The organism is Candidatus Nitrospira nitrificans (genome assembly GCF_001458775.1).
Lineage (GTDB): Bacteria > Nitrospirota > Nitrospiria > Nitrospirales > Nitrospiraceae > Nitrospira_D > Nitrospira_D nitrificans.
The window spans coordinates 1-24,466 of the sequence record NZ_CZPZ01000012.1; the positions used below are offsets into that span (position 1 = coordinate 1).

Below are 24,466 nucleotides of genomic sequence, written 5' to 3' on the forward strand. Positions count from 1 at the left end.
CGAATACATCGAGGGGTTCTACAATCGGCAGCGTCGGCACTCAACCCTCGGCTATCACTCCCCAGCTGAGTATGAAGCGCGGGCAGCAGTCGCGTAACCACGTGTCCATGAAATCGAGGGAAGATCAAGTTACCCGAGTGCACCTCAAAGACGGCCCTTCTCTCATCCGAAGAAAGGTCAACAAAAGTCAGAGTTTCACCTCTGAGATGCTGCGGTAGCTGTAGCGGACTCTGAGCGGTGATAATGACGGGAAGCGGCTCCTTGAGAACCAAAGATTGGAGCTCCTGTAAGAATCTGTCTTTCTTATCATGGGGGCATTCGTTGAACGCATCTACGATGAGGGTTGTCCGCTTATTGAGGACCTTGCATCGCTTCAATAAGTCAGCAAAGCTACTGGGATGAAGGTAAGACACGCTCGCATCGAGAAGATGCGACAGTTCGCCGTCATAGTGTTTCACTTGCGCGAAGATGGTCACGATGCCGTTCGCCAGAGAATGTAAGGCGATGTGAAAAAGTAGCTCCGTCTTTCCGGTCCCAGAAGGCCCAATGATTTGATAATGCTTTCCCTCTGAAATGAGACTGAGCACCTCTGTAGCTTTATATGTCCGATCTGTTCCACGAAGCGTAAGAGGGACAAGTTTTCCAATCCTCGGCTTCCAAAAGTCGGAAAAGCGCTCCGTATAGTTCGTAACCGACACAAGAGCTTCATCGACCGTGGTGTCTCGGAGCTGACCATCTGTGTCCCATTTCGTCAGCCCGAGACACATGACAAGAGCTTGCCATTGCTTCTTGGTCCAGTTTGGTGACCGGGAACCTGTAACAGTCAGAATTTTCAAACAATCCTCGTAGCCGACCACCTTTGCTCTAAAGTCTCCTTGCGTAACAGTTGAGCCCGTGGGGATCTCAGGATAAATGCAAACCATTCCTTCTACGGATTTGTACAAAGGGTTATTTCCATGTATCAGCCACTGCTCAGGGTCTTTTCCAGAAAGCTTGCGGACTTCATCACTGAGCGCAAACTTGCATTGAACAATTTGCTCATGCGGATTGGGTAAGTGAAGCTTTTTTCTCGACCCATCTGGTAGGACCAAACCCCACGCGCCGTTAATACCTCCCTCCACGGGCTGGTTAAATGCCTTTAGCTCGATAAGTCCTGCACATCTTTCCGTCACAACAAGAAAATCAATCTGACGCGGATGAGTCGGCGGGTAAAAATTGGCCAGGATAATGGCAGCGCAATTGACTTGACGAAAATCATAGCAGATTTGATTGAGGAATGATCTTTCGGATTGCTGTTCCAGCGGAGAGCCGATGTAAACATCGATTGCAACAGCCATGGTGCAATGCCGTTTATTCAGTCGAGATAGAGTCCCGTTGGGCAATTGAAAGGATCAAGCAAGTTTGTGAGAGAGGGCCAGGATTGCAGAAGTTTTCCATGTCAGTGAACTTCGCTGCGACGCCACACCGCTTCATCTTCGTTTAAGCGACTGACAAGTTCCTGACAGTCAATGAACGGCTTCATGTTCTCTGATTTCATAGATAATCCTGCCATTGCTCCTTGTTCGGCGGCAGAAGTCTACCCAAATTGTTCGACCAAAAGCTATGGAATGTGCTGACCGGCCAATGCCATGACCACTGCTGTGACCCCGTCGGCTACTGAAGCGATGAAATCAAGATTCAACGTGTCGAGAGTATCGGTTGGACGATGATAATGAGGATTACGGAAGTTTGCCGTATCCGTGAGCATGACGGCGGGATACCCTTGTTCCCAGAACGAGGTATGGTCGCTCCGTCTGGTGTCCGGAAGCTTCTCACCGTTGCCCGGCACGACCAGTGGAACAATCGGGAGATGCGACTTCATGGACTTGGCGACGGAGCCGGTCAACGCGTGTGACTGTTTGTTGCCGATTACCGCAAGAAAATTTCCGGTCGTGGGCACGGCGATGGGCACGCCGGGAGGAATTTTCTGCGAGTGGTGTAGATGGCTCGCATAGCCGACACATTCCAAAACGATCGCGCCGTGAATGGCTTCACGATTCTTTCTCAAAAGCGCCGTATAAGCGGAGCTGCCGAGCAACTTCTCTTCTTCTAAATTAAAGGCGATCAGCCGAATCGGTCTGGCCAGTTTCATCGCTCGGATTCTACGGGCGACGTGTAGCAGCACTGCCAAGGCGCTGGCGTTGTCATCGGCGCCGGGAGACCCTTGAACCGTATCGAAGTGCGCGGCGAGAATCAGCGGCGGTGCCGATTGAAATGGCCCAGTGTCAGGAAGCGCTGTTCCGATCACATTATGGTACGTGCCGCCCAATGCCTGAAAGGGTTGCTTCGTGACGGCGAGGTCTACGTCGGAGAATTGGTGGTGCAGATAGGCTTCTGTCTCCTGAAGACGGATCGGAGAGGAGAACGGATGCCGCTCTCCAACCAAGCGGTTGAGATCTTCTTTGAGTCGATCGCGATCAACGGGCATGTCCGTCTGCGGGATGATTAAGTCACGATCTCCGTGCCGATACCCCTGTGCGTGAAAATTTCAAGCAGCACGGCGTGGGGAATACGGCCGTCGATGATATGGGCTTTCCCGACTCCCTCGGCCAACGCGTCCAGGCAGGCATGAACTTTGGGGATCATCCCCTCCGTGATGGTTCCCTTCTTCATCATGCGCTGCACGTCTTTGCGTGACACGGTGGAGAGATGGCGCCCGTTGGCATCGCGGATGCCTTTGGTGTCCGTCATCATGACGAGTTTTTCCGCGCGCAATGCGCCGGCAACCGCTCCAGCCACCAGATCGGCGTTGATATTGTACGTGTTGCCCTCCCGGTCCGTTCCGATGGGCGCGATCACCGGGATGTAGTGATCTTCCTGGAGATTTCGTAACAAACCAGGATCGACCTTTTCGATATCGCCCACCAGCCCGAAATCACCTTCGCCGTCTTCTCCGTCGAGATCACGATCGAGGCTTTCCGCCCAGGCTTTCGCCGTCAACGGCTTGCTGAGAATCAATCCTCCGTCCTTCCCGCTCAACCCGACCGCGCTGCCGCCGTGCCGGTTGATGAGGTCGGTAATTTCCATGTTGATCTTTCCGGCCAGGACCATTTCAACGATTTCCATCGTGGCCTCGTCGGTGATCCGAACGCCATGACGGAATTTCGCTTCGATGCCGAGCCGGTTGAGCATTTTGTCGATTTGGGGTCCGCCGCCATGGATGATGACCGGGTTGATCCCGACATACTTCAGCAAGACGACGTTCTGCGCAAACCGTTCCTTAAGGGAAGAGTCCGTCATCGCATGGCCGCCGTATTTGACGACTACCGTCTTCCCGCGAAACGTTCGAATGTACGGAAGGGCTTCGATGAGGACGTTGGCTTTCTTGATCAGTTTGTCCATGCTGAACTCCCGGCATCAATGCCGGACCCTTATAAAATATACCGGCTGAGATCCTGATCCTTCACGATATCTTTCAATCGATCTCGCACATTGGCCGCGGTGATGCTGATCCGCTTGTCGGGCCAGTCGGGTCCCTCGAACGAAATATCCTCCAGTAATCGCTCCATGATGGTAAAGAGGCGGCGCGCACCGATGTTCTCGGTCCGTTCGTTCACCTGCACCGCCACGTCGGCGATTTCCTCCAGGCCGTCTTTCGTGAACTCGATGGCGAGGCCTTCCGTGGCCAGCAGAGCCTGGTATTGCCGAACCAATGCCCCTTTCGGCTCCGTGAGAATACGGACGAAATCGTCTTTCGATAAGGGACTGAGTTCGACGCGGATCGGAAATCGCCCTTGGAGTTCCGGAATCAGATCAGACGGCTTCGCCACATGAAAGGCGCCGGCGGCGATGAAGAGAATGTGATCTGTCACGACCGGGCCGTGTTTGGTGGTGACCGTGCAGCCTTCCACGATGGGGAGGAGGTCGCGCTGCACCCCTTCTCGGGACACATCCGGTCCCGCGTTGCGCTCGCGGCCGGCGATTTTGTCGATCTCATCGAGGAACACAATCCCGGTCTGTTCCACCTTGGTGATGGCTTCCCGAGTGGCGTCATCCATATCGATCAACTTCTGGGCTTCTTCTTGCGTCAGATGTTTAAGCGCTTCGGGGACCTTCATGAGCCGCTTTTTTTTCTTGCCTTGGAACATGCCGCCCAGCATGTCTCGGAGATTGCTCTCGAGGTCGTCGAGTCCACCCACGTTGGAAATCACGCCGACGGGAAGGCCTCGTTCCTTGACCTCCATCTCCACCGTTCGTTCATCCAGCTTCCCTTCTCGAAGCTGCAGGCGCAGTTTCGATCTCGTCGCTTCGTGGGAATCGTGAGGGGCTTGAGCGGCCGGCTCGCTCGTGCTGTCCACGAAACCAGGCCGAGGGGGCGGCGGCGGTAGGAGAAGCTCGAGCAATCGTTCCTCGCCCTGTTGTTCCGCCTTTTGTTGAACGGACGCCAGCCGTTGCGTCTTGACCATATTGATGGCCAGTTCGGTCAAGTCTCGAATGATCGACTCGACATCACGCCCGACGTAACCGACCTCGGTGAACTTCGACGCTTCGACCTTGATGAAGGGGGCTTCGGCCAGCTTGGCGAGCCGTCGGGCAATCTCCGTTTTGCCCACGCCGGTCGGCCCGATCATGATGATGTTCTTCGGCATCACCTCATCGCGGAGGTCGGGAGACACCTGCTGGCGGCGCCAGCGGTTGCGAAGGGCGATGGCGACCATGCGCTTCGCGTCCTTTTGCCCGATGACGTAGCGATTCAGTTCCTCGACGATCTGACGCGGGGTGAGACTATTGAGATTCAATGGTTCGGCATCGTTCGTGAGCGGCTTCATGATGGTGAGTTATCCTCGAAGTTCTTCAACAATAATCTGTTGGTTGGTGTAGATGTCAATAGAACCCGCGATGTTCATGGCTTCGGTGACGATCACCGGGGCCTCGAGTTGGGAATGGCGGAGCAGCCCCCGGGCAGCCGCCAGGGCGTAGGGTCCACCCGAACCGATGGCCAAAATGCCGTCTTCCGGCTCCACCACGTCGCCGGTTCCGGAAATAATGAACGACTGGTCACGGCCGGCGACGGCCAGCAGCGCTTCCAACCGTCGAAGCACACGGTCGGTTCGCCAATCTTTCGCCAGCTCGACCGCTGCCCTCGTGAGATTGCCCCGATATTCTTCCAATTTACTCTCGAATTTCTCGAACAGCGTGAATGCGTCAGCCGTGGCGCCGGCAAATCCTGCCAGGATCTGGTCATGATGCAGGCGCCGGAGCTTCTTGGCGTTGTGCTTCATCACCGTGGTTCCAACGGTCACTTGGCCGTCACAGCCCATGGCGACCCGTCCATCGCGCCGGACACAGAGGATGGTGGTCGATCGAATGATCATGACGATTTCCGGTCCTTTCGTGACAAGGGGCTTGCTGCCGCCCGTGCTCGTGGGTGGGCGCTATCGTACACGGCGAGAAGCTGATCCATCGCCAAATGCGTATACTTTTGCGTCGTGCTCAGCGACGCGTGACCGAGCATTTCCTGTATCGACCGGAGATCCGCGCCTTCGTCGAGCAGATGAGTCGCGTAGGAGTGCCGCAAGGCGTGGGGACTGACCGCTCCACCGACGAGACGGCTGGAGTATCGAGCAACCATTCGAGCGACACTCCTTGTGGTGATCCGGCCTCCACGATGATTCAAGAACATCGGGGCCGATAGTTGACCGCTGCGGGTGGGCGGTTTCAAGGACTTCCGATACGCTCGAATGGCTTGAACCGCCAGATCTCCCATCGGAACCATCCGCTCCTTGCGGCCCTTCCCTCTCAAACACACGCTTCCGTCCGTCTCGTTCAGATCATCGAGATTGATACCCACGACCTCGCTTACCCGAGCACCCGTCGAATACATGGTTTCCAGCAGGGCACGGTCGCGTAAGGTGAGGGGCGACTGCCCCGACGGAAACTCCATGAGTGCCGCCGCGTCGTCCTTTGTCAAGACACGAGGGAGCGGCTTAGGAAGCTTGGGGCTCCTCAGGTTTTCCGTGGGGTTCTTACGGAGCCGTCCCTCACAAACAAGAAAGCGAAAAAAACTTCGCAGGCACGCCAGTTTTCTCGCTAATGATGAAGCCTTCTCGCCTTGGTGATCCAAGCTGTGCAAGTAGGCCCGAATATCGTCGCTGGTGATTTCCTCAACTCGAAGGTGAGGGGACTCCTTCTCCTTTCGCCGAAGAAATCCGCCGAGCTGATGAAGGTCGGAACGATAGCTGCGAATGGTCTCCTGTGAGGCGTTGCGTTCGACTTGGAGGTGCATTAGGAAAGCTTTGATCGCATCTTCCATGAATCAAAATCCTCAAGGGCTCGCTGGCTCAAGGCGCGACGCTTCTTCTCTTTGTCTTTGGGCGTGTTCGACAAGGGAGGGAACAGGCCGAAGTTGGTGTTCATCGGTTGGAAATGGCGCGGGTCCGATGAGGCGATATGGGAAACCAGACAGCCATGCGCGCTTGTGGGGGGAGGCGTGATCAGCGGTTCATCGGCCAAGGCCCGCGCGGCATTGATGCCGGCCAGGCCTCCCATGGCGGCTGATTCGGTGTAGCCTTCGACGCCGACGAGCTGTCCGGCAAAAAAGAGCGTGCTGCGAGCCTTGAATTGCAACGTGTTCAACAGGAGCTGGGGGGAATTGATGAAGGTGTTGCGATGCAAGCTGCCATACCGGAGGAACTCCGCTTGCTCAAGGCCAGGGATCATGCGAAACACGCGCTTCTGTTCCGGATAGGTCAGTTTGGTCTGAAAGCCCACCAGGTTGTAACAGGTGCGATGAATATTTTCCGTCCGCAATTGCACAACGGCCGCCGGTTCCACCCCGGTTCGAGGATCTTTCAAGCCCACTGGTTTCATAGGCCCGAACTGCATCGTCTGTCGGCCACGTTCGGCCAGCACTTCGATCGGCACACAGGCCTCGAAATAGGGCGTCTTTTCAAATTCCTTCGGCTGGACTTTTTCGGCAGCCTTCAGGGCATCATAAAAGACATTGTACTGTTCTGCCGTCATGGGGCAATTCAAATAGTCATCTCCGCCCTTGTCGTAGCGAGAGGCGCGGAAGACGACATCCATATTAATGGAGTCCGCATCGACGATCGGCGAGATGGCATCGTAAAAATAGAGGTGCTGGGATTGGGTTGCGGCGCGGATGGCTTGCGAGAGCGTATCGGAGGTCAGCGGCCCTGTTGCAATAATACAAAGGCAATCCGTCGGGATCTCGCTGATTTCTTCGTGGAGAATTCTGATATTCGGATGGCCTTCTAGCGCGCGGGTAATATGCTGGGAGAACTGGTCACGATCGACCGCCAGTGCCGATCCAGCCGGCACACGGGCCAGCTCCGCAGCGGAGATGATGAGCGAATTGAGCCGTCGCATCTCTTCCTTCAAAATGCCGGGCGCGTTCAGCGGGTCGAGAGACCCGAGTGAGTTCGAGCAGACGAGCTCGGCCAAGTTTCCGGTCTTGTGCGCCTTCGTCATCTCCTTCGGGCGCATTTCGTAAAGCGTGACCTTCGCGCCACGATTGGCTGCTTGCCAGGCGGCTTCAGAACCAGCCAGACCACCACCGATGATGACGACGTCATCCCTCATAATGGACATTCCTTGGGGTGAAAGGGGCTCATTCTAGAAACCGTCTTTTAGTGAAGTCAAGGAGAGAGACAACGTTGAACCATGCCGAAATCCCGTGCTAGACTCTCGATCGGCGGGCGATTAGCTCAGTGGTAGAGCGCTTCCTTCACACGGAAGAGGCCACAGGTTCGATACCTGTATCGCCCACCATCCCACCAGCTTGGAATCGCATTCCCCTATTACCCCTATCAGGATCGTGATTTTCGACTGAACAAGCAAAAATTTGGACAGAATCCAGGATGTCGGCTACACTTCTATGGTCTTGTGAGAGATGCCCGGTTTGTGAGCAACAACAGAGACCGAACCAAGCGAGGTACTACATGAACGTAACACGGAGTGTTATCGGCATCGTGATGCTGACGATAGTCGCCGCAGGTTGCAGCACGATGCACCAACAAGGCGGAAGTGTCGATACCAAGGAATACACGCCCCCCACCAGTATCTACAACATTCTGGACAGCACCGCGCTGGTCTATTCGGACCCTGCTGCCGGTTCGGCTGTCAACGATCATCCCCTTCGTTGGCTTGGATTTGTCTCAAACCCGATCGGCCATGCGTTCGATTATGCGATCAATCGCCCGATCTATTCGCTGGCAAGTGGATTCGCCTACCTTTCTGGCTATACTGCCGAAGACAATATGGTGAATGCCCAACGCCGATAGTTCTGGTCATCCTTTCGTGAAAATGAAGGCCCGCTCTTTGAGAAGAGCGGGCCTTCTCATTTCCTCTTCGCGAAGACCCCTTCAAATCGTGTATTGTTTGCTATATGCGGTATAGGGAATACTCGGTGAATTTCGTCCGGTGCGTGTCTTTGGCCAGCCTCTTTATGGTGATGGGCCTTGTGATGGGGTGTGGCGGTGCAGCAGCTCCCGTCAAGCCCCCGCTTCCTCCGTCCAAAACCGATCTCACGCTGCTTGCCTCGACGGCGCTCTGCGAGCGCAAGACCGAATTCGTAAAGAAATATCCCTCAGCCGCCCACACCTCGAAGAACTGGGGAAGTGGACAGGAACTCACGATTCCATTGGAGCATAGTGCTTCGCAGGGAGAAGAATCGTATTTTTTTGACGAAGATGGTGTCCTGGTCGGAGCCCTGTTCACGTTTCCCAAAGGGCTGGACCTCAAACCCTATCCTGTGCTCCGGCACACGCTGTCACAGTTGAAACCGTCGGTGGAGTTTTACTTGAATGTGGCCCAACTAGAAGCCAGGACGAACATGGAGAGCAGTGCGCTTCTAGAAACCGGTGACGAGAAAAGTACGACGCAGTATCTCCTCATCGGTCAACCAGAACATCCCGTCCTACTCCAGGCCTCGTTCACCATTGACCCCTATGTCCGACTGTTCTCTCCGTATCGACGCGAGTTCCTTGATCGGCTTCGCATTCCGGCAAGGGGCATGGCCGGACAAACAATGGAGAGTCAGGGAAGCGAGGACAAAGAGCCGTTCTCGTCGCTGCAGCAATTCGCTCGTGGTCAAGCTGCCCAGCTTGCCTACTGCGGGGACAAGAACTATGAGATTGCGGCCGATGCGTACCAAAAGGCGATCGCGACCGGATTCACGAACAAGGTATGGCTTGCCGAAGCTCGGCACAAACTGGGAGTCGCGTGGCAAGCGAAGGGGCAATTCGAAAAAGCAAAAGCGGAGTTACTGCAGTCACTGGCTCTCAGGCCCAATATCCCGGAAGTTCTGAACAATCTCGGCACTGTCCAGGTAAAATTAGGGGACACAGCGGCCGGCTTGCGCTTATTTGAAAAGGCAGTAACTCTGCGTCCCAACTATGCCCTGGCCCGGTTTAATTTGGCCGAAGCGAGTGAAGCCACGAACCCTAAACGCGCTGTCTCTGAGTACGAGACGTACCTGGCCCTTGTGGAAGGGATGCCCGAAGAGGAAGCCCGCATGGCATATGTTAAGGAACGGGTGAAGGCCTTGAAGCAGTAGTTCCGCGTCCTGTCGGACTTATCTTTGGTGTTTTCAATTCGTGTGAAGAAAAGGATTCAGCCTCGAGCTCGCTCTTCTTGTTCTTGAAGGGTTTTGCATTCGATGCAGAGGGTGGTTACCGGCCGGGCTTTGAGCCGTTTGTACGGAATGTCGCCACTGCAGCGTTCGCAAATTCCATAGGTCGCCGCACTCATCCGCTCCAGGGCTTCATCGATCTTCTTGAGCAGCTTCCGTTCGCGATCCCGAATGCGCATGGAAAAATTCTGGTCGACCTCGGCGGACGCTTGGTCGCTCACGTCGGGAAATGCCTCAATGTCACCCCGATGTGTCAGGACTTCCCCTGTCTCATTAAGGATGGCTTCCCGCTGGCGTTCAAGATCACGCCGGATGTCGGGATATTTCGCTCTCTTCGCACTCGTCTTCCCTTTCCTCGCGGAGGGGCGGGAGACCGTTGTGTTCGGCGGCTTGGGCGGGCGTTTACTGGGAGAACGTGTCTTCATAAGTCAGTATCCTATGTGCGAGAGAGAAAAACTATACCAACCTGGCTGAGGGGGGTCAATCAGGACGGGAATGCCGTTCACACACACTACAAATCCCGGCGGCCCTCGATGGATTTCAGCAATGTCACTTCGTCCGCATACTCAATATCCATCCCCACTGGAATTCCATAGGCAATTCGGGAAACACGTACGCCGAAGGGCTTCAGCAACCGTGTCAGATAGATCGCTGTAGCCTCTCCTTCAATGGTGGGGTTCGTCGCGAGAATGATTTCCTCAACCCCGCCGAGTTTCACGCGCTCAACAAGCTCATCAGCTTTGATGTCACCCGGACCTATACCGTCGAGCGGCGAAAGCGTTCCCAACAAAACGTGGTAGAGCCCACGATAGGCGCCTGCTCGTTCGACGGCATACAGCGTACTCGGTTCTTCAACGACGAAGATCTTGGTCCGATCGCGTTTCGGATCGAGACAAAACTCGCACAAGTCCGCTTCGGCGATATTGCGACATTGTTTGCAAAACGCCAACCCATCCTTCACGGCATGAATGGCATCCGCCAGCCGCAAGGCATCCTCTCGCTCGGCCTTCATGAGATGAAAGGCCAAGCGCTGGGCGCTTTTATGACCGATTCCTGGGAGACGGACCAGTTCTTTGATCAATCTCGCCAATAAGCCCTGTTGATCGACGGCCATCGCTAAAACAGGCCTGGAATTTTCATCCCGCCGGTCAACGCTTTCATTTCCCCTTCCATCAATTCCTTGGCTTTGCGCAACGCGTCGTTCGTCGCGGCCACCACAAGATCCTGGAGCATATCGACATCGCCGCTCTTGACGACCTCCGGGTCGATCGCCACGCTGACAATCTGCATTGCCCCGTTCGCCGTGATGGTGACGATCCCGCCGCCGGCCGTCCCGCTGGCGGTTTTTGATGCCGCTTGCTCCTGAATCTTAGCCATTTGTTCCTGCATGGCCTGGGCTTGCTTGAGGATGTTGCTCATATTACCGAAGGGATTTTTCATTCGCTTGCCTCCTGCTGGGCTATAGTGCGGACCTCAGCCAAATCGACGCTGAATATCTCGAGGGCTTGCTTTATCATTGGGTTCGCTTTCGCGCGCTCGAACAACACCAGCCGTTGTTCTTGTTCTTTGGCTGCTCGTGCTTGGGCCATGGTCGGTCCCGGTGGATGGGTCTCAGTCAGCTCGATGATACGGATACGTATGGAAGACCCCAACTGACGCTCGCACAATTGTGATAACACCAGGAGGTTCTCTTCCTTCTCCAATCTCGCTCGGGCTACGGTGGCCTGCTTGGCAAATCCTATCGTGACGAAGCCACCCTCCATTCCAACAAACCTGCCGGCTTCGAGAAACGGTGCGATATTGGGAAATGAAGCGGCAACCTCTTCTTGGACTACGTCCCACTGCAACGTCGGTTGTGGATCAACGGTTCTGGGAGGCACAGCAGTTGGGGTGGCTGTCGCCATAGCGGTCGGTGGATTGTGTGGGGACCTTGACGGGATCGCAGCCCCTTCATCTGTCTCCCCCTTGGAGGTGGGAGCAGGTTTAGAGATGGACCTTGACGCAACGGGCGCGCCCGGGCGTAACGCTGGGGGAGTTGATGACCCACTCTTGCGTTCTTCCGGTCTAACCGGAGCTTTCTGGTTGGGAGATGACGAAGTCTGCGCCGGGCGGGCCCCCGTACTTTCTCGTTGGCGCAACAGTCGAGTGGCCCGAACAGCCGCCGTCTCCACCACGAAGCGAGGGTGGCTGCTGAACCGTAAAGAATCTTCCGCCTGGATGAAGATTGCCAGCAGTTCCTGAAGCTGTTCCGGAGTCAGTACCTTGGCATCCGTCGACAGCTGATTCAGATCATCATCCGAGGTTTCAATCAAGCTACGCAGCTCGGCCGTATCGGGAACGACCGCCGCCACGAGCAGATTACGGATGTGCTCCACGACTTCGGCGCAGAATGCCCGCAAGTCATGTCCTCGATCAAGCAGATTGGCCAGGCTGGCAAGAGCGGCAGGACTGTTTTGGGCCATAATAGCTCGGAGGAGTTCCTGTACCAGTTCTTGAGGCACGGCTCCCAACAGCAGTTCGAGATCCGCATGGCTGATGGTCTTACCCCCATAGGCAATCGCCTGATCAAGCAGGCTCAAGGCATCGCGCATGCTCCCTTCGCTGGCGCGAGCCAAGGCCACGAAGCTCCGTTCCTCAAGCGTCAAGTGATCTTGCGCTGCCACATGACGAAGTCGTTCGACGATTTCGGTCCTGGCAATCCGACGGAAGTTGTAATGCTGGCATCGCGAGAGAATCGTCGCGGGGATCTTGTGAATTTCCGTTGTCGCAAAGATGAACACCACATGTGCGGGCGGTTCTTCGAGCGTCTTCAATAGAGCATTAAACGCCGAGTTTGAGAGCATGTGCACTTCATCGATAATGTAGACTCGAAACTGGCCACGGAACGGAGTGAAGCGAACGTTTTCGCGGATCTCTCGCACATCATCCACGCTGGTGTTAGAGGCTCCATCGATCTCGATGACATCAACCGAGCTTCCCTGCGCAATTTCACGGCAATTTTCGCAGGTGTCGCAAGGACGACTTGTCGGTCCCTGCTGACAGTTGAGTGCCTTGGCGAGGATTCGCGCGACGGTCGTTTTCCCCACGCCTCGCGTGCCGGAAAAGAGATACGCATGGGCGACCCGCTTCGTCGAGACCGCGTTCATGAGCGTTTGGACGACATGGGGTTGACCGATCACATCGTCAAACGTGCCGGGCCGATATTTACGAGCGGAAACTTGATAGTCCATGCTGCGTCGTTCGTTATGCGTGAAACGTATCTCGTCAGTATTTCTGATGCTTCACGAGATACTTCCTCAAAGAGTGGGGCTAGGTGATCCTGCGGCACATAAAACTGACTGCTTACCGTTGCTTCCTTCCGGATCTGGCGGGGTTCACAGGGTTCTATTGCACAGGGCCCAGCCCCTATTCTCGATCGAAACCCTCCAGCCCAAGCTTCAGGTGTCTATCCGCCCGCAGAAATCACGATACAGCGAGAAAAAGCAGGCGGTACACACGAAATGCGGTATGGCGGAGAGGGTGGGATTCGAACCCACGGTCCCGTTACCGGGACGCATGCTTTCCAAGCATGTCGATTCGTCCACTCTCGCACCTCTCCGCATCGAGAAGTGTAAAGGGACAGCATCTTAGCATGCGTGTTCATGACCGGCAAGGTGAGCAGGGTGTCGGTCAGGATAGTAAGCCGGGAACCAATCGGCGTTCGTACCAAACTTCCCATTCGGCAGGACCACGGCCGCAAACTCATTCTTGCGCACACGATGCGTGTATTCCCCGTCCCCTGGGTGGAAGTTTTCGGTGGGTAACGGCGACAGACGAGATCAGTAAATAGCCAAGCTGGACCATGCATACTTAGGAGGAAGGTGTCCTCGGTCGTATGGGTTGACATTACAGGTGCCCAACGGTACAACGCTATACAACATCGCGTGTTTTTGCAGTCTCGGTCACTATAATAATAGCTCCGCAGACATCCCCACTGTGCGAGAGTGGCGGAACTGGCAGACGCGCGAGACTTAGGATCTCGTGGGCAACCGTGGGGGTTCAAGTCCCCCCTCTCGCACCATTACTGCGAACCCTTTGGAGTAGGAGTCCCATTTCAACGATGAAAATGGAAGTGACCGAGTTAGGACCGATGAAACGCGCCTTGAAAATTGAAGTGCCGGCCGATGAGGTGACACAACAATTTTCACGAGCGTATTTGGAGCTCAACCGTCAGGTTCAGATTCCAGGGTTTCGACCAGGGAAAGCCCCGTTGGCTATTTTAGAAAAGCGTTATGCCAAAACAGTCGAAGAAGATGTGATCCGAAAGCTCGTGCCAGATTTCTATGATCGAGCCATCAAACAGGCCGGGATCAGCCCAGTCGTGGTGGACATTCCGCCGCTGGATCGGGTCAAAATAAAAAAGGACTCCCCATTTACGTTCACGGCGACCGTCGAAATCAAACCTACGATCGAACTTCGCGACTACAAGTCTCCAAATCCCATTTCACTCCAGGCCGACAAGCGTACGGTTGCGGAAGAGCAGGTAGACCGTGCCCTTGAGGTATTGCGTGAACAACACGCTCGGCTGGACGAGGCTCAAGCCGGTACGGTTTTGTCCGAAGGAGATTATGCCATCGTCGATCTTGAAGGATTTCTGGATGGCGCTCCTCTTGAAGGCACAAAGAAGGAAGGCCAGCTCCATAAGGTAGGATCGAAAGCCGCCCTGCTGGGGATTGAAATCGATGCTCATTTGATCGGAAGACAGGCGGGGGATACGGTAGAAATTCCTCAGACCTATCCGGTGAGCCATCCGGATCAACGAGTCGCGGGAAAAGCTGTCGGGTTTCGCCTCGTCATAAAGGGAGTCAAACAAAAGAAACTTCCCACTCTTGACGATGAGTTCGCCAAGGACTGCGGACCGTACGAGTCGCTCCACGAGTTAAGGGACAAGTTGCGTGGCCAAATGGAAAAGTCGCTCAGGAGGGACATTGAGGAGTCCTACAAGGATACCCTCCTCAAACGCCTCATTGAGACCCATCATTTTGATCTCCCTGATACACTTGTGGAGCGAGAGCTCAGTACGATAGTGCGGCAGACATTACAAGCACGCCAGCGTGGCAAAGTCACGGATTCTCTTCCTGCGCCAGATGCGGAAGACCTGAAGAAGATTCGTGAAGAGAATCGTGAGGAAGCCAATCGTCGTGTGAAAGCGGGATTGATTCTTGAGGCTATCGCTGAGAAGGAAGGCTTGTCGGTGAGCCAGGACGATCTGAACCATGAAGTGACCCGACTGGCCACAGAGCTCAGAGTGCCGGTGGCCGATCTCGTAAAAATGATCCAGGCGGGTGGTCAGGACTCCATTGAGGAATTGCGTGCAAGGATATTGGCTGACAAGGCGCTGGATGCTGTCTATCGTCAAGCAGTCATTCAGGGGTAAGCGCGGCGATCGTTGAAGCCGGAATTTCCCAGGAAAGGAATTGCGCACTATGTTGGTTCCGATCGTAGTCGAACAAACCAATCGAGGCGAACGCGCCTATGATATCTACTCACGCCTTCTCAAAGACCGCATCATTTTCCTTGGAGCTCCGATCGACGATGTGTTCGCCAACTTGGTGATTGCGCAGCTCCTCTTTCTTGAAGCGGAAGATCCGGAGAAAGACATTAATCTCTACGTCAATTCGCCGGGAGGCAGCGTGACAGCCGGATTGGGCATCTACGACACCATGCAATATGTGAAACCCCCGATCAACACCATCTGCCTCGGTCAGGCTGCCAGCATGGGAGCGCTCCTCTTGACCGCCGGAACAAAAGGCAAGCGGTTTTCCCTGCCCAATGCTCGGGTGATGATCCACCAGCCATTGGGCGGGTTCCAAGGACAGGCGACGGAGATAGACATTCATGCCCGGGAAATTCTCAAGATTCGCGAACGGCTCAATGAAATCATGGCTAAGCACACAGGGCAGCAGATTGAGAAAATCGCCCATGACACGGAGCGGGACTATTTCATGTCAGGCGAAGAAGCGAAGCGGTACGGCCTCATAGACGAGGTCATCACACGACCACCCAAACTCATGAAAGCAGTGGAATCCGGCGACGGGATCAAAGGTAAGTAACGCAGGAGGGTGCATGGCCAAGCAGGAAAAGATGGATCGACACTTGCGCTGTTCTTTCTGTGGAAAAAGCCGTGATGAGGTGAGAAAACTGATCGCCGGGCCGACGGTGTATATCTGTGATGAGTGCGTCAATCTTTGCAATGACATCATTGCGGAGGACTGGGAAGAAGCCAAAGAAGAAATTTCGTCGAAACTCAAGAAACCGGCGGAGATCAAACATCACCTCGATCAATATGTCATCGGGCAGGAGCGGGCTAAACGTATTCTCTCAGTGGCCGTGCACAATCATTACAAGCGCATCTCGTCAAAGGAAAAAGAGGTCGATGATATCGAGCTCCAAAAGGGCAATATCCTCATGGTCGGCCCGACCGGCACGGGGAAGACCCTCTTGGCCCAGACCTTGGCCAAGTATCTGGACGTCCCTTTTACTCTCGCAGATGCGACGACGCTGACCGAAGCCGGTTATGTGGGTGAAGATGTCGAGAACATCATTCTGAAGCTCCTGCAAGCGGCGGATTACGACGTGGAACGAGCGGAGCGCGGAATTGTGTACATCGATGAAATCGACAAGATCAGTCGGAAAAGCGACAGCCCTTCTATTACACGGGACGTATCCGGCGAAGGTGTTCAACAAGCCTTGCTGAAATTGATCGAAGGCACGGTCGCGAATGTCCCGCCGCAAGGGGGGAGAAAACATCCACATCAAGAATTTATTCAAGTTAATACCAGCAACATTTTATTCATCTGTGGGGGAGCGTTTGTCGGTTTGGAACAGATCGTTGAACAGCGTCTGAATCGAAAAGCCATGGGATTCGGAGCTGAAATCCGCGGAAGAAGCGACATTCGCTTGGGTGATCTGCTGGCTAAGGTTCAACCCGAGGATTTCTTGAAGTACGGTCTGATACCGGAATTCGTGGGACGGTTGCCCGTCGTGGCCACGTTAGAGGAGTTGGACGAGCGAGCCTTGATCCGCATCCTTACCGAACCACGCAATGCATTGACCAAGCAATACGAAAAGCTGTTATCGTTCGAAAAAGTCAAACTCCGGTTCACCGAAGCGGCATTAGGGGCGCTCGCGCGTAAAGCCTATGCGCAGAAGACTGGGGCCAGAGGCCTTCGGGCGATCCTGGAGGAAGTGATGCTTGACGTCATGTATGATGCCCCCTCTCAGAAACAGATCGTAGAGGTCGTCATTACGGAAGATGCAATTGTGGGTAAAAACCCACCGCTGCGTATATTTGAGCAGGAAAAAGACGCTAAGACCGCATAACAACTGATAAAGTTCTGTTATTGATCTATAACTCTAGCTAACAACTCGTAGATGGGGAAGAATTGATATTCCCCCGTTGGCCAGTTAGCCTTCTCTCTCCTTTCGTAAGCCCCTCATCTTGCTCGACAATTAGAAACGCCGCGCTATACTTGCCTCGTACGTATTTCGGATGGAGGGGCTGTGAAATACCCTGTTTCTTTGAGTCTTCGTCATAAAGGCAAAGTCATTGAACTAGACGCGGCCCGTGAAATGGTCGTCTTGTTGGGTGTGAAGGGGGAGACAATCGGCTCCCTGTCCTGGGATTTTGTTATTGATCAAATACTTGCTTACCGCAAGGTGGATGTTGTGGGTGTTCATAAAGAAGTCCGGTCGGAGCCGCGGATTTCGCTCGCGTTCCGGGTGCGGTACAACAGCCCAGAAGGACTTCGATGTGAAAGTCGGGCAGGTGGTATTGGCGGTGGAGGACTATTTATCGAAAGCCAGTCCCCTCTTCCTGTAGGGACCCGATTGGCAATGGAGTTCTCGTTTCCGGAGAAATCCGAGGAATGGATGCCGGCAAAAGGAACTGTCGCCTGGGTTTGTCCGAAAGCTGATCAATACACATTCAGTCCTGGAATGGGGATACGATTCACTGAAATAGCGGAGAATGTCCGCGATCGAATCCATGAGTTAGTGAAATCAACCCAGAACATGGGACACGCAGCATAATTCCGCTCCTGGTTTACACTATCCGGAAAAGGGATGTATGACGTTTCCTGTCGTTTCCACTACGGGGCATCAAGGAAAATCTCTCAGTATTGATTCTGGGCGAGAGATGATCAACGTATACGACTCCTCTGGCCAGTTGTTGGGCACCATGTCGTGGGGTGCCATTATCGAGCAGGTGGTTATCAGTGGGGAAGACGGCCGGTTTGCCCATTGTCGCACGCAGCCCCGCGCGCCTCTCGCTCTGAAGATCCGATATACCACACCGGAAGGAAAACAATTCGATAGTTTAACCGGAGGAATCGGCGGCGGCGGGCTTTTTATCGAAAGTGGCGCTCCTCTCAGTCCTGGCACCGAGTTGACGGTTGAATTTGCCCTTCCAGATCGGCCATGGGACAAGCTGAAAGCGAAGGCGAAGGTCGCCTGGGTCCGCAACAAGCCGGAGCGATACCTGCTGTTCCCAGGCATGGGCATCCAGTTTGTGGAGTTGGATAAGACGGTACAAGAGGAATTGATCGGACTGGTTGAGGCCCTGAATCGCAATCGAAACGCCTCCTGAGTGTGAGCGAGCGCGTTCTGATCAGCATGTAACGTCCAGCCCGTCATTCTAACCGGCACCGGCTACCATTTTTTCAGGGTTCGAGTCTCGGCTGGCTCGCTCAGTCCTTCACTGCCCCGTCACCATCCTCCTCTTTTGTGGTCCTGCCTTTGCAAACCCATAGGTCCGACGCACTAAACAGGGGCAAATTGATGCATAATGCGCCAGGCAGCCTGGTTCGCTTGTCGCACTTTGGGGCAGGCGAAGCGTTGTACCTTGCTTGGGGGAGAATCTCATGACCGAAGAATGGGGCGCGATCCTCGTCGTCGATGATGATGCAGACATGCGGGAATTGGCCTACGACATGCTGAAAGATCGTGGTCATCAGGTCACGATGGCTGGAAGCGGAGAGGAAGCTCTGAAACGATTGACCGAAGAAGACTATGCGGTCGTCCTCACGGATCTTCGCATGAAGGGGATGCAGGGGCTTGAATTGCTGACCCAGATCAAACGAGACCATCCGGAAATCAACGTGATTCTCATGACCGCCTTTGGATCGGTCGAAACGGCGGTCGAAGCGATGAAACACGGGGCGAGCGATTACCTCACCAAGCCGGTCAAGAAAGACGAGCTGATCCGCGTGGTCGAACGGGTGATCAGAGAAGCGGCGCTCCGGCGAGAGGTCAGACGGCTTAGAAAAGAAGTCCACAAGGAATACAGTTTTCATCACATCTTAGGTAAGAGCAAAGCGATCCAGGCGGTGTTCGATTTGATTCGCCGGGTAGCTGATAGTCCGACCAACGTCCTGATCACGGGAGAAAGCGGGACGGGCAAAGAATTGGTCGCCAAAGCCATTCACTACAACAGCGACAGAAAGGACGCTCCCTTTATTCCGGTCAACTGCGCGGCGATTCCGGAGCAACTCTTGGAGAGTGAACTGTTCGGGCATATGCGAGGCGCCTTTACCGATGCGAAGATGGATAAGCGGGGGTTGTTTGAAGAAGCGCAGAAAGGCACGTTGTTTCTCGACGAGATCAGTGAGCTGCCGCTCATGCTTCAGGCCAAAATTCTTCGGGCGATTCAGGAAAAGGAAATCCGGCGAGTGGGAGCGAACAAGCCGATCTCGGTGGATGTGCGCATCATCGCAGCCACCAATCTGAATCTCAATGAGGAGGTTAAAAACAAACGTTTTCGAGAAGATTTGTACTACCGACTCAACGTCATTGAGCTGAAGTTGCCGCCGTTGCGGGAACGACGCGAAGATATTCCGCTCCTGGTAGAAGCCTTTCTCAAGAAGTGCGGCGAGACCCGAGGGAAGGAAGTCAAGGGTGTCAGCGAGGCCACATTGGCGATGTTGATGGACTATGCCTGGCCCGGGAACGTGCGTGAACTGGAGAATGTCATCGAACGGGCTGTGACGCTCAGCCGGGGGGAGAAGATCTCGCCCGATGATCTGCCCGCGCCGGTGCAAGGGGCACGCGGCGATCGGCGTGTCTTGGACGAAGCGGCCGAGCAGGTGTTGCCCCTGCATGAGCTTGAAAAAGAGTACATTAAAAAGATCCTCGAAAAGACCGGCGGTAACAAGTATCAGGCCGCTCATGCTCTTGGCATCGATCGCAAGACCCTGTATCGTAAGCTCGCCGAAATCGAGGGCAAGCCTCATCCAGAGGAATAATTGCCACGTTCTGATCATCGCGGCAAGATTGTGAACTGACACTCCCGCTCCAGGCCGAGATCGATCACATGAAGGATGTCGACCGTCTTGTCATGCGCACGGTGTCTTGGATGATCCCGCTCCTGACGGTAGGAATTTTTGTCCTAGACCTGTTGACGCCGGTCGGCGTGGCGGTGTCGATTTTATATCTCGTTCCACTGCTGCTGACGTATCCATCTCTCCGCCCCAGGGATCCGCTCTACGTCTCTGCTGTAGCCACGGTGTTCATCTGGGTTGACGTGCTGCTGAAGCCGGCCGGACTTCCGATTCCCTACGCCTTGTTTAACCGCACGTTAAGCATGATGGTCATCTGGATCATCGCGATAGGGTTGATTCGGTATAAACAGACTCAGCACGAGTTGAAATCTGCACTGATTGAGCAGGCCCATGCCGAAGGTCTGATGATGGAAGCGCAAGCGGCGCGTCATCACGCGGATCGGGAAGCGGTGCGTGCCACGGTCGGCCGCGAAGCGGCTGAAGAGCAGCTCCTCGTCAGCCAGCTCAGGCTGGAGGGCATCATCGAATCCACGATGGATGCGATCATCACCGTGGACGAGGATCAACGCGTCGTGTTGTTCAACCGCGCGGCCGAGCAGATGTTCGGTTCCTCCGTTCGAGACGCCATTGGGCAACCGCTTGATCGATTCTTGCCCGCGCGCTTCCGAGACGCCCATCGTCATCATGTCCACGATTTCGGGCAAGGGGGTGTCACGAGCCGGAAGATGGGCAAACTCGGCACAGTCATGGGGCTCCGCTCGAACGGAGACGAGTTTCCGATCGAAGCCGCGATCTCGCATATCGCTGTGGAGAGGAAGACCTACTATACCGTCATTCTCCGGGACATCACCGAACGAAAACGAGCCGAAGACTCCCACCAGGAGAGCCAGCGGCAACTCGCCACCTTGATCAGCAATCTTCCCGGCTTCGTCTATCGGAGTCGAAATGACCGGAACCGAACACTCGAGTATCTGAGTGAGGGAGTGTCGAATTTGACCGGATATTCCGTCGAGGAATATCTCGCGCGGCAAACGATCTCGTATGGAGAAAATACCCATCCAGGGGACTGTGAGCGTATCTGGCAAGAGGTTCAGGCGGCCGTGGAGCAGCATCACCCATTCGAGATGATCTACCGAGTCCTGACCAAATCGGGCGAAGTCAAATGGGTCTGGGAGCGGGGGGAAGGCATTTACGCTCAGGACGGCTCACTCAATTATGTGGAAGGGTTCGTCACCGACATCACCGAACGGAAGCGAGCCGAACATTTGCTGCGGCAAAGCGAAGAACGCTACCGGCGCTTGATCACCATTTCGCCCTATGCGATCTTGGTGCACCGAGGCGACCACATCATCTTTGCCAATGATCAAGCCATCAAGTTGTTCGGAGCGGTGAAGGCCGAGGAGATCCTCGAAAAGTCACCGATGGATCTGTTCCATCCTGATTATCACGTCGTCATTCGAGAGCGAATCCATGAACTGCTTGAAGGCCGGGCGCAAGTGCCCATGCTCGAGGAACAAATCATGACGCTCGATGGGAGAGCGGTTGAAGTCGAGGTCAGCACGGCGCGGTTCGTGGATGAGGAAGGTCCGGCTATCTTGGCCATGCTCCGGGACATCAGCGAGCGGAAACGATTGCAGGAACAATTGCGTAAGACCGAGCGGATCGCCGAACTCGGCACACTGGCCTCCGGCATGGCCCACGAGATCGGGACGCCGATGAACGTCATTCTCGGCCGTGCCGAATATCTGATGGACCGTGTGACGGAAGAGCCGGTGAAAAAAGGGCTTCAAACCATTGTCACGCAGGTTGAGCGGATTACGAAGGTGATGAATCAGTTGCTGACGTTCGCGCGACGTAAAGCCCCGGAGCGGTGCCCCTTGGACCTCCGAGGAACTATAGAAGCCGGCATGGATTTGTTTCAGGAACGTCTCGCGCGAAGCCAGATCCAGGTGGAGCTGACGTTGGCCGACGACTGTCCGATGGCGCTGGCAGATCCGGATCAGATGAGCCAGGTTTTCATCAATCTCGTGATGAACGCCGTGCATGCCATGCCGGACGGCGGCACGCTACGGATCGGCCTGGCGCCGGAAAAACAGATGGTGAAACTTACGATAGCCGATACGGGCCATGGTATTCCACAGGATGTGGTCGAGAAAGTCTTCGAGCCGTTCTTCACGACGAAAGAATTCGGTCAAGGGACAGGATTGGGGCTGACCGTGGTCCAGGGCATCATCGAGGAACATCAAGGCTCCATCACCGTTGAGAGTGAAGAAGAGAACGGCACGACGTTTACGATCCTGATTCCGCAAGCTGACAGCCGATCTCTCCCTCCTGTAGCATCCCGCAACAGCTGATCCACTCGTGACTGTGGTTTTTCTCGTCAGGCGAAGCGCCTTTTCTTCTCATCAGGGCTTGATTTTCATGGAATTAGCCCGCTTTCCGTTTCCCTTCTCATGGCATGTCTCTTGCCAGTTAGCCAACCTAAGGGCTTGCGAAGACCGGATGGGGGCCGGAGAGGATGTCGCGCATGACGAAGGAAAAGGCCGCTGTGTTGCTGATCGTTGAGGATGACCGCGAAATGCGCAGTCTGCTCTGCGATGAATTTTGCGGAACCGGGTATCAGCTGCGCGAAGCGCGGAATGGGGACGAAGCATTTCTGGCCGTGCTGCAGTCCGTGCCGGATCTGATTTTAACCGATCTGCGGATGCCGGCGGGAGGAGATGATTACATCAGCCGGTTGCGGACCGTGGCGCCCACATGTCCGATCGTCGTCATCACGGGATTCGGCGATCCGGCATTGAAAGCCCGGGTATTCAAAGCCGGAGCGAACGCGTACTTCGACAAACCCGTCCGTGTTGCCGAGCTGAAGGCTTGTGTGCAACAATTACTCGACCACAGCTCCGGAGCCGATAGCTGACGGCATAGGCCATATGCTTTTCCTCTCGAGAAATGAGCCCGCTTTGGTTGACTCAGAACGCCTTGACGGATCACCGCAGACGGATCCCATCATTGCCGCGCGAATCGAAGCGATCAAGCAATTAGCAGAGGGGCTCTCCGACCGCGTGGCGGTGATGGACCCCTCATTCAACGTCGTCTACGCGAACGAGGCAGCCTGGGCTGTCGATCAGACTCACACACCTCGCCGGCCTCACGCCAAGTGCTATGAAGCATTTGCGCATCGGACCGATCCTTGCGGGACCTGCCCGGCCATAAAGGTATTTGAGGCGCCCGAAGTCCAGTGCGTGTCTTGTTCCAGCGGAGGAGACGGCACGGCCTGCGGGATGCAGCAAGCATTTCCCTTAGCGGATGCGCAGGGAACGGTGGCGTCGATGCTGGTGCTCTTTCATCCCGCCTCGAAGTCTCATCGTCGAGCAACGCCGGAGGATTCCATCGGTCAGGCGGGAGGCGATGGTCTCGGGGATTTGATCGGTCGAACTCCGGCCATGCGGCAGCTTTTCGACATGACTCGTCTTGTGGCGGACAGTTCGGCGACCGTCCTCATCCAAGGGGAGAGCGGGACGGGCAAAGAACTCCTGGCGAGAATGATTCATGCGCTCAGCAACCGGAGAGATCGGCCGCTCGTCGTCGTCGATTGCGGATCCCTGCCGGAGACACTGCTCGAAAGTGAATTGTTCGGGCACGTGAAGGGCGCCTTCACCGGGGCGGTCGCCAATAAGCGTGGGCTCTTCGAAGAAGCAGACGGCGGGACTATCTTCCTCGACGAGATCGCCGATACCACGCCGACCTTTCAAGCGAAGTTGCTCCGTGTCCTGCAAGAGGGCGAGATCAAGCCCGTGGGCGGAACCAGGTCGCTGAAGATCCATGCGCGGGTCCTCTCTGCTTCGAACAAGGATCTGGCCGAGCTGGTGAAGGCCAAGACGTTTCGGCAGGATCTTTACTATCGACTCGCCGTGTTGCCTCTCTATTTGCCGGCTCTCCGGGAACGGCGAGACGACATCCCGCTGTTGGTACGGCACTTCGTCGCTGCTTCGTGCGCTCGACATCATCAACCGGTTCGGCAGGTCGCCGAGCGCACGATGAGGGCGTTGCGCGACGCCCCGTGGCCGGGCAATGTCCGACAATTGCAGCATTACGTCGAACGGGCCGTGGTGACGACCGCCGGGCCGTGGCTTGTGTGTGATGATCTCCTAGACGTGGACATCGCTGACGAACACGAGAGTTTACGATCAACGTCGCGGGGGGTGGTTGCCCAGGCCGAGCGCACACGGATTGTCGACGCGCTGGAGAAGACCGCAGGAAACCGATTGAAGGCCGCCAAGTTGCTCAAGATCAGCCGCGCGAGTCTCTACAACAAGCTTCGTGCCTATGGCATCGAATAGTCCGGTGATTGCCCCCGTCCAGCCCTTTCTTCAGGTCACTGCTTTCCACGTATCTCAATAACCTCCTCCATTGACATTCTGGATCACGGTCCAGTTGCCTGCCGGAACCGTTGAGAACCGCATCAGCTTCTGGCATCTGGCCGGACAGAGCTGAAGATGAAGGTTGTTCGTGTGTTCCT

The 24,466-nt window shown here is 55.3% G+C and carries 22 protein-coding genes, 3 tRNA genes, 1 other RNA gene and 1 pseudogene; 14 read left to right on the top strand and 13 right to left on the bottom strand.

Translation table 11 applies throughout. The annotated features are described in order from the left end of the window. Window positions 1–97, top strand: a 97-nt coding sequence (locus COMA2_RS19755) for an IS3 family transposase (protein ID WP_139076923.1), incomplete at its 5' end; no start/stop codon positions are given. Window positions 98–1,049: 952 nt separating this feature from the next. Here the strand turns inward: COMA2_RS19755 and COMA2_RS20720 are convergent. The 7 genes and pseudogenes from COMA2_RS20720 to trmFO all read right to left on the bottom strand — a co-directional run. Continuing rightward, window positions 1,050–1,337, bottom strand: a pseudogene (locus COMA2_RS20720) (nuclease-related domain-containing protein); the annotation flags it as partial. A 263-nt stretch (window positions 1,338–1,600) separates the two neighbouring features. Beyond that, on the bottom strand, window positions 1,601–2,467 hold the full coding sequence (locus COMA2_RS08095) for a M28 family peptidase (protein ID WP_090896350.1): 867 nt from the start codon (window positions 2,465–2,467) through the stop codon (window positions 1,601–1,603). A gap of 17 nt (window positions 2,468–2,484) precedes the next feature. Continuing rightward, a complete protein-coding gene (argB, locus tag COMA2_RS08100; RefSeq protein WP_090896353.1) occupies window positions 2,485–3,381 on the bottom strand; it encodes an acetylglutamate kinase in 897 nt (298 codons plus the stop codon). Between the two features lie 29 nt (window positions 3,382–3,410). Further along, window positions 3,411–4,808, bottom strand: a complete 1,398-nt coding sequence (gene hslU, locus COMA2_RS08105) for an ATP-dependent protease ATPase subunit HslU (RefSeq protein WP_090896355.1) — start codon at window positions 4,806–4,808, stop codon at window positions 3,411–3,413. 9 nt (window positions 4,809–4,817) lie between these two features. Next, window positions 4,818–5,354 carry an ATP-dependent protease subunit HslV gene (gene hslV, locus COMA2_RS08110; protein ID WP_090896357.1) on the bottom strand — a complete coding sequence of 179 codons (537 nt, stop codon included), beginning with the start codon at window positions 5,352–5,354 and terminating at the stop codon, window positions 4,818–4,820. Then, window positions 5,351–6,292 (bottom strand): tyrosine recombinase XerC, encoded by a 942-nt coding sequence (gene xerC / locus COMA2_RS08115; protein ID WP_090896359.1) that lies wholly within the window; start codon window positions 6,290–6,292, stop codon window positions 5,351–5,353. Before xerC ends, hslV begins: the two co-directional genes overlap by 4 nt. Beyond that, the gene (trmFO, locus tag COMA2_RS08120) at window positions 6,265–7,581 is read right to left on the bottom strand and encodes a methylenetetrahydrofolate--tRNA-(uracil(54)-C(5))-methyltransferase (FADH(2)-oxidizing) TrmFO (protein ID WP_090896361.1); all 1,317 of its coding nucleotides are present in this window, start codon (window positions 7,579–7,581) and stop codon (window positions 6,265–6,267) included. Before trmFO ends, xerC begins: the two co-directional genes overlap by 28 nt. Before the next feature lie 114 nt (window positions 7,582–7,695). Here trmFO and COMA2_RS08125 point away from each other — a divergent pair. The 3 genes from COMA2_RS08125 to COMA2_RS08135 all read left to right on the top strand — a co-directional run bounded on the left by COMA2_RS08125 (window position 7,696) and on the right by COMA2_RS08135 (window position 9,556). Continuing rightward, a tRNA-Val gene (locus tag COMA2_RS08125) sits at window positions 7,696–7,770 on the top strand. Window positions 7,771–7,940: 170 nt separating this feature from the next. Continuing rightward, a complete protein-coding gene (locus tag COMA2_RS08130) occupies window positions 7,941–8,282 on the top strand; it encodes a hypothetical protein (RefSeq protein WP_090896362.1) in 342 nt (113 codons plus the stop codon). 125 nt (window positions 8,283–8,407) lie between these two features. Beyond that, window positions 8,408–9,556 (top strand): tetratricopeptide repeat protein, encoded by a 1,149-nt coding sequence (locus COMA2_RS08135; protein ID WP_090896365.1) that lies wholly within the window; start codon window positions 8,408–8,410, stop codon window positions 9,554–9,556. A gap of 56 nt (window positions 9,557–9,612) precedes the next feature. Here the strand turns inward: COMA2_RS08135 and COMA2_RS08140 are convergent, their stop codons facing one another. From COMA2_RS08140 to COMA2_RS08165, 6 genes are all read right to left on the bottom strand, one after another. Continuing rightward, window positions 9,613–10,056 carry a TraR/DksA family transcriptional regulator gene (locus COMA2_RS08140; RefSeq protein WP_090896366.1) on the bottom strand — a complete coding sequence of 148 codons (444 nt, stop codon included), beginning with the start codon at window positions 10,054–10,056 and terminating at the stop codon, window positions 9,613–9,615. An 86-nt stretch (window positions 10,057–10,142) separates the two neighbouring features. Next, the gene (recR, locus tag COMA2_RS08145; protein WP_090896369.1) at window positions 10,143–10,745 is read right to left on the bottom strand and encodes a recombination mediator RecR; all 603 of its coding nucleotides are present in this window, start codon (window positions 10,743–10,745) and stop codon (window positions 10,143–10,145) included. Window positions 10,746–10,747: 2 nt separating this feature from the next. Continuing rightward, on the bottom strand, window positions 10,748–11,071 hold the full coding sequence (locus COMA2_RS08150) for a YbaB/EbfC family nucleoid-associated protein (protein ID WP_090896372.1): 324 nt from the start codon (window positions 11,069–11,071) through the stop codon (window positions 10,748–10,750). Further along, window positions 11,068–12,861, bottom strand: a complete 1,794-nt coding sequence (gene dnaX / locus COMA2_RS08155) for a DNA polymerase III subunit gamma/tau (protein WP_090896374.1) — start codon at window positions 12,859–12,861, stop codon at window positions 11,068–11,070. Before dnaX ends, COMA2_RS08150 begins: the two co-directional genes overlap by 4 nt. Window positions 12,862–12,935: 74 nt before the next feature. Continuing rightward, window positions 12,936–13,035: signal recognition particle sRNA small type (ffs, locus tag COMA2_RS08160), an RNA gene on the bottom strand. A gap of 104 nt (window positions 13,036–13,139) precedes the next feature. Continuing rightward, a tRNA-Ser gene (locus tag COMA2_RS08165) sits at window positions 13,140–13,229 on the bottom strand. Window positions 13,230–13,608: 379 nt separating this feature from the next. Between COMA2_RS08165 and COMA2_RS08170 the strand changes: the two genes are divergently transcribed. The 10 genes from COMA2_RS08170 to COMA2_RS08215 all read left to right on the top strand — a co-directional run bounded on the left by COMA2_RS08170 (window position 13,609) and on the right by COMA2_RS08215 (window position 24,287). Then, window positions 13,609–13,691, top strand: a tRNA-Leu gene (locus tag COMA2_RS08170). A 39-nt stretch (window positions 13,692–13,730) separates the two neighbouring features. Further along, window positions 13,731–15,047: a trigger factor gene (gene tig, locus COMA2_RS08175; RefSeq protein WP_090896377.1), complete on the top strand. Its 1,317-nt coding sequence runs from the start codon at window positions 13,731–13,733 to the stop codon at window positions 15,045–15,047. 49 nt (window positions 15,048–15,096) lie between these two features. Then, complete coding sequence (gene clpP / locus COMA2_RS08180; protein ID WP_090896380.1) at window positions 15,097–15,723, top strand: ATP-dependent Clp endopeptidase proteolytic subunit ClpP; 627 nt, start codon at window positions 15,097–15,099, stop codon at window positions 15,721–15,723. 13 nt (window positions 15,724–15,736) lie between these two features. Continuing rightward, on the top strand, window positions 15,737–16,993 hold the full coding sequence (gene clpX, locus COMA2_RS08185; RefSeq protein WP_090896383.1) for an ATP-dependent Clp protease ATP-binding subunit ClpX: 1,257 nt from the start codon (window positions 15,737–15,739) through the stop codon (window positions 16,991–16,993). Between the two features lie 180 nt (window positions 16,994–17,173). Continuing rightward, window positions 17,174–17,701: a PilZ domain-containing protein gene (locus tag COMA2_RS08190; RefSeq protein ID WP_090896387.1), complete on the top strand. Its 528-nt coding sequence runs from the start codon at window positions 17,174–17,176 to the stop codon at window positions 17,699–17,701. A 106-nt stretch (window positions 17,702–17,807) separates the two neighbouring features. Beyond that, a complete protein-coding gene (locus COMA2_RS08195; protein ID WP_175304463.1) occupies window positions 17,808–18,257 on the top strand; it encodes a PilZ domain-containing protein in 450 nt (149 codons plus the stop codon). 274 nt (window positions 18,258–18,531) lie between these two features. Further along, window positions 18,532–19,911 (top strand): sigma-54-dependent transcriptional regulator, encoded by a 1,380-nt coding sequence (locus tag COMA2_RS08200; protein WP_090896393.1) that lies wholly within the window; start codon window positions 18,532–18,534, stop codon window positions 19,909–19,911. Window positions 19,912–19,979: 68 nt separating this feature from the next. Further along, on the top strand, window positions 19,980–22,301 hold the full coding sequence (locus COMA2_RS08205) for a PAS domain S-box protein (RefSeq protein ID WP_090896395.1): 2,322 nt from the start codon (window positions 19,980–19,982) through the stop codon (window positions 22,299–22,301). Between the two features lie 173 nt (window positions 22,302–22,474). Continuing rightward, on the top strand, window positions 22,475–22,864 hold the full coding sequence (locus COMA2_RS08210) for a response regulator transcription factor (protein WP_175304464.1): 390 nt from the start codon (window positions 22,475–22,477) through the stop codon (window positions 22,862–22,864). A gap of 43 nt (window positions 22,865–22,907) precedes the next feature. Further along, window positions 22,908–24,287, top strand: a complete 1,380-nt coding sequence (locus COMA2_RS08215; RefSeq protein WP_175304465.1) for a sigma-54 interaction domain-containing protein — start codon at window positions 22,908–22,910, stop codon at window positions 24,285–24,287. The last annotated feature ends 179 nt before the right edge of the window (window positions 24,288–24,466 follow it).

Excerpts from the sequence above, each read along its gene's own strand:
- COMA2_RS08095 (WP_090896350.1), bottom strand. The coding sequence starts at position 2,467 with ATGCCCGTTGATCGCGATCGACTCAAAGAAGATCTCAACCGCTTGGTT.
- argB (WP_090896353.1), bottom strand. The coding sequence starts at position 3,381 with ATGGACAAACTGATCAAGAAAGCCAACGTCCTCATCGAAGCCCTTCCG.
- hslU (WP_090896355.1), bottom strand. The coding sequence starts at position 4,808 with ATGAAGCCGCTCACGAACGATGCCGAACCATTGAATCTCAATAGTCTC.
- hslV (WP_090896357.1), bottom strand. The coding sequence starts at position 5,354 with ATGATCATTCGATCGACCACCATCCTCTGTGTCCGGCGCGATGGACGG.
- xerC (WP_090896359.1), bottom strand. The coding sequence starts at position 6,292 with ATGGAAGATGCGATCAAAGCTTTCCTAATGCACCTCCAAGTCGAACGC.
- trmFO (WP_090896361.1), bottom strand. The coding sequence starts at position 7,581 with ATGAGGGATGACGTCGTCATCATCGGTGGTGGTCTGGCTGGTTCTGAA.
- COMA2_RS08130 (WP_090896362.1), top strand. The coding sequence starts at position 7,941 with ATGAACGTAACACGGAGTGTTATCGGCATCGTGATGCTGACGATAGTC.
- COMA2_RS08140 (WP_090896366.1), bottom strand. The coding sequence starts at position 10,056 with ATGAAGACACGTTCTCCCAGTAAACGCCCGCCCAAGCCGCCGAACACA.
- recR (WP_090896369.1), bottom strand. The coding sequence starts at position 10,745 with ATGGCCGTCGATCAACAGGGCTTATTGGCGAGATTGATCAAAGAACTG.
- COMA2_RS08150 (WP_090896372.1), bottom strand. The coding sequence starts at position 11,071 with ATGAAAAATCCCTTCGGTAATATGAGCAACATCCTCAAGCAAGCCCAG.
- dnaX (WP_090896374.1), bottom strand. The coding sequence starts at position 12,861 with ATGGACTATCAAGTTTCCGCTCGTAAATATCGGCCCGGCACGTTTGAC.
- tig (WP_090896377.1), top strand. The coding sequence starts at position 13,731 with ATGAAAATGGAAGTGACCGAGTTAGGACCGATGAAACGCGCCTTGAAA.
- clpP (WP_090896380.1), top strand. The coding sequence starts at position 15,097 with ATGTTGGTTCCGATCGTAGTCGAACAAACCAATCGAGGCGAACGCGCC.
- clpX (WP_090896383.1), top strand. The coding sequence starts at position 15,737 with ATGGCCAAGCAGGAAAAGATGGATCGACACTTGCGCTGTTCTTTCTGT.
- COMA2_RS08195 (WP_175304463.1), top strand. The coding sequence starts at position 17,808 with ATGATCAACGTATACGACTCCTCTGGCCAGTTGTTGGGCACCATGTCG.
- COMA2_RS08200 (WP_090896393.1), top strand. The coding sequence starts at position 18,532 with ATGACCGAAGAATGGGGCGCGATCCTCGTCGTCGATGATGATGCAGAC.
- COMA2_RS08205 (WP_090896395.1), top strand. The coding sequence starts at position 19,980 with ATGAAGGATGTCGACCGTCTTGTCATGCGCACGGTGTCTTGGATGATC.
- COMA2_RS08210 (WP_175304464.1), top strand. The coding sequence starts at position 22,475 with ATGACGAAGGAAAAGGCCGCTGTGTTGCTGATCGTTGAGGATGACCGC.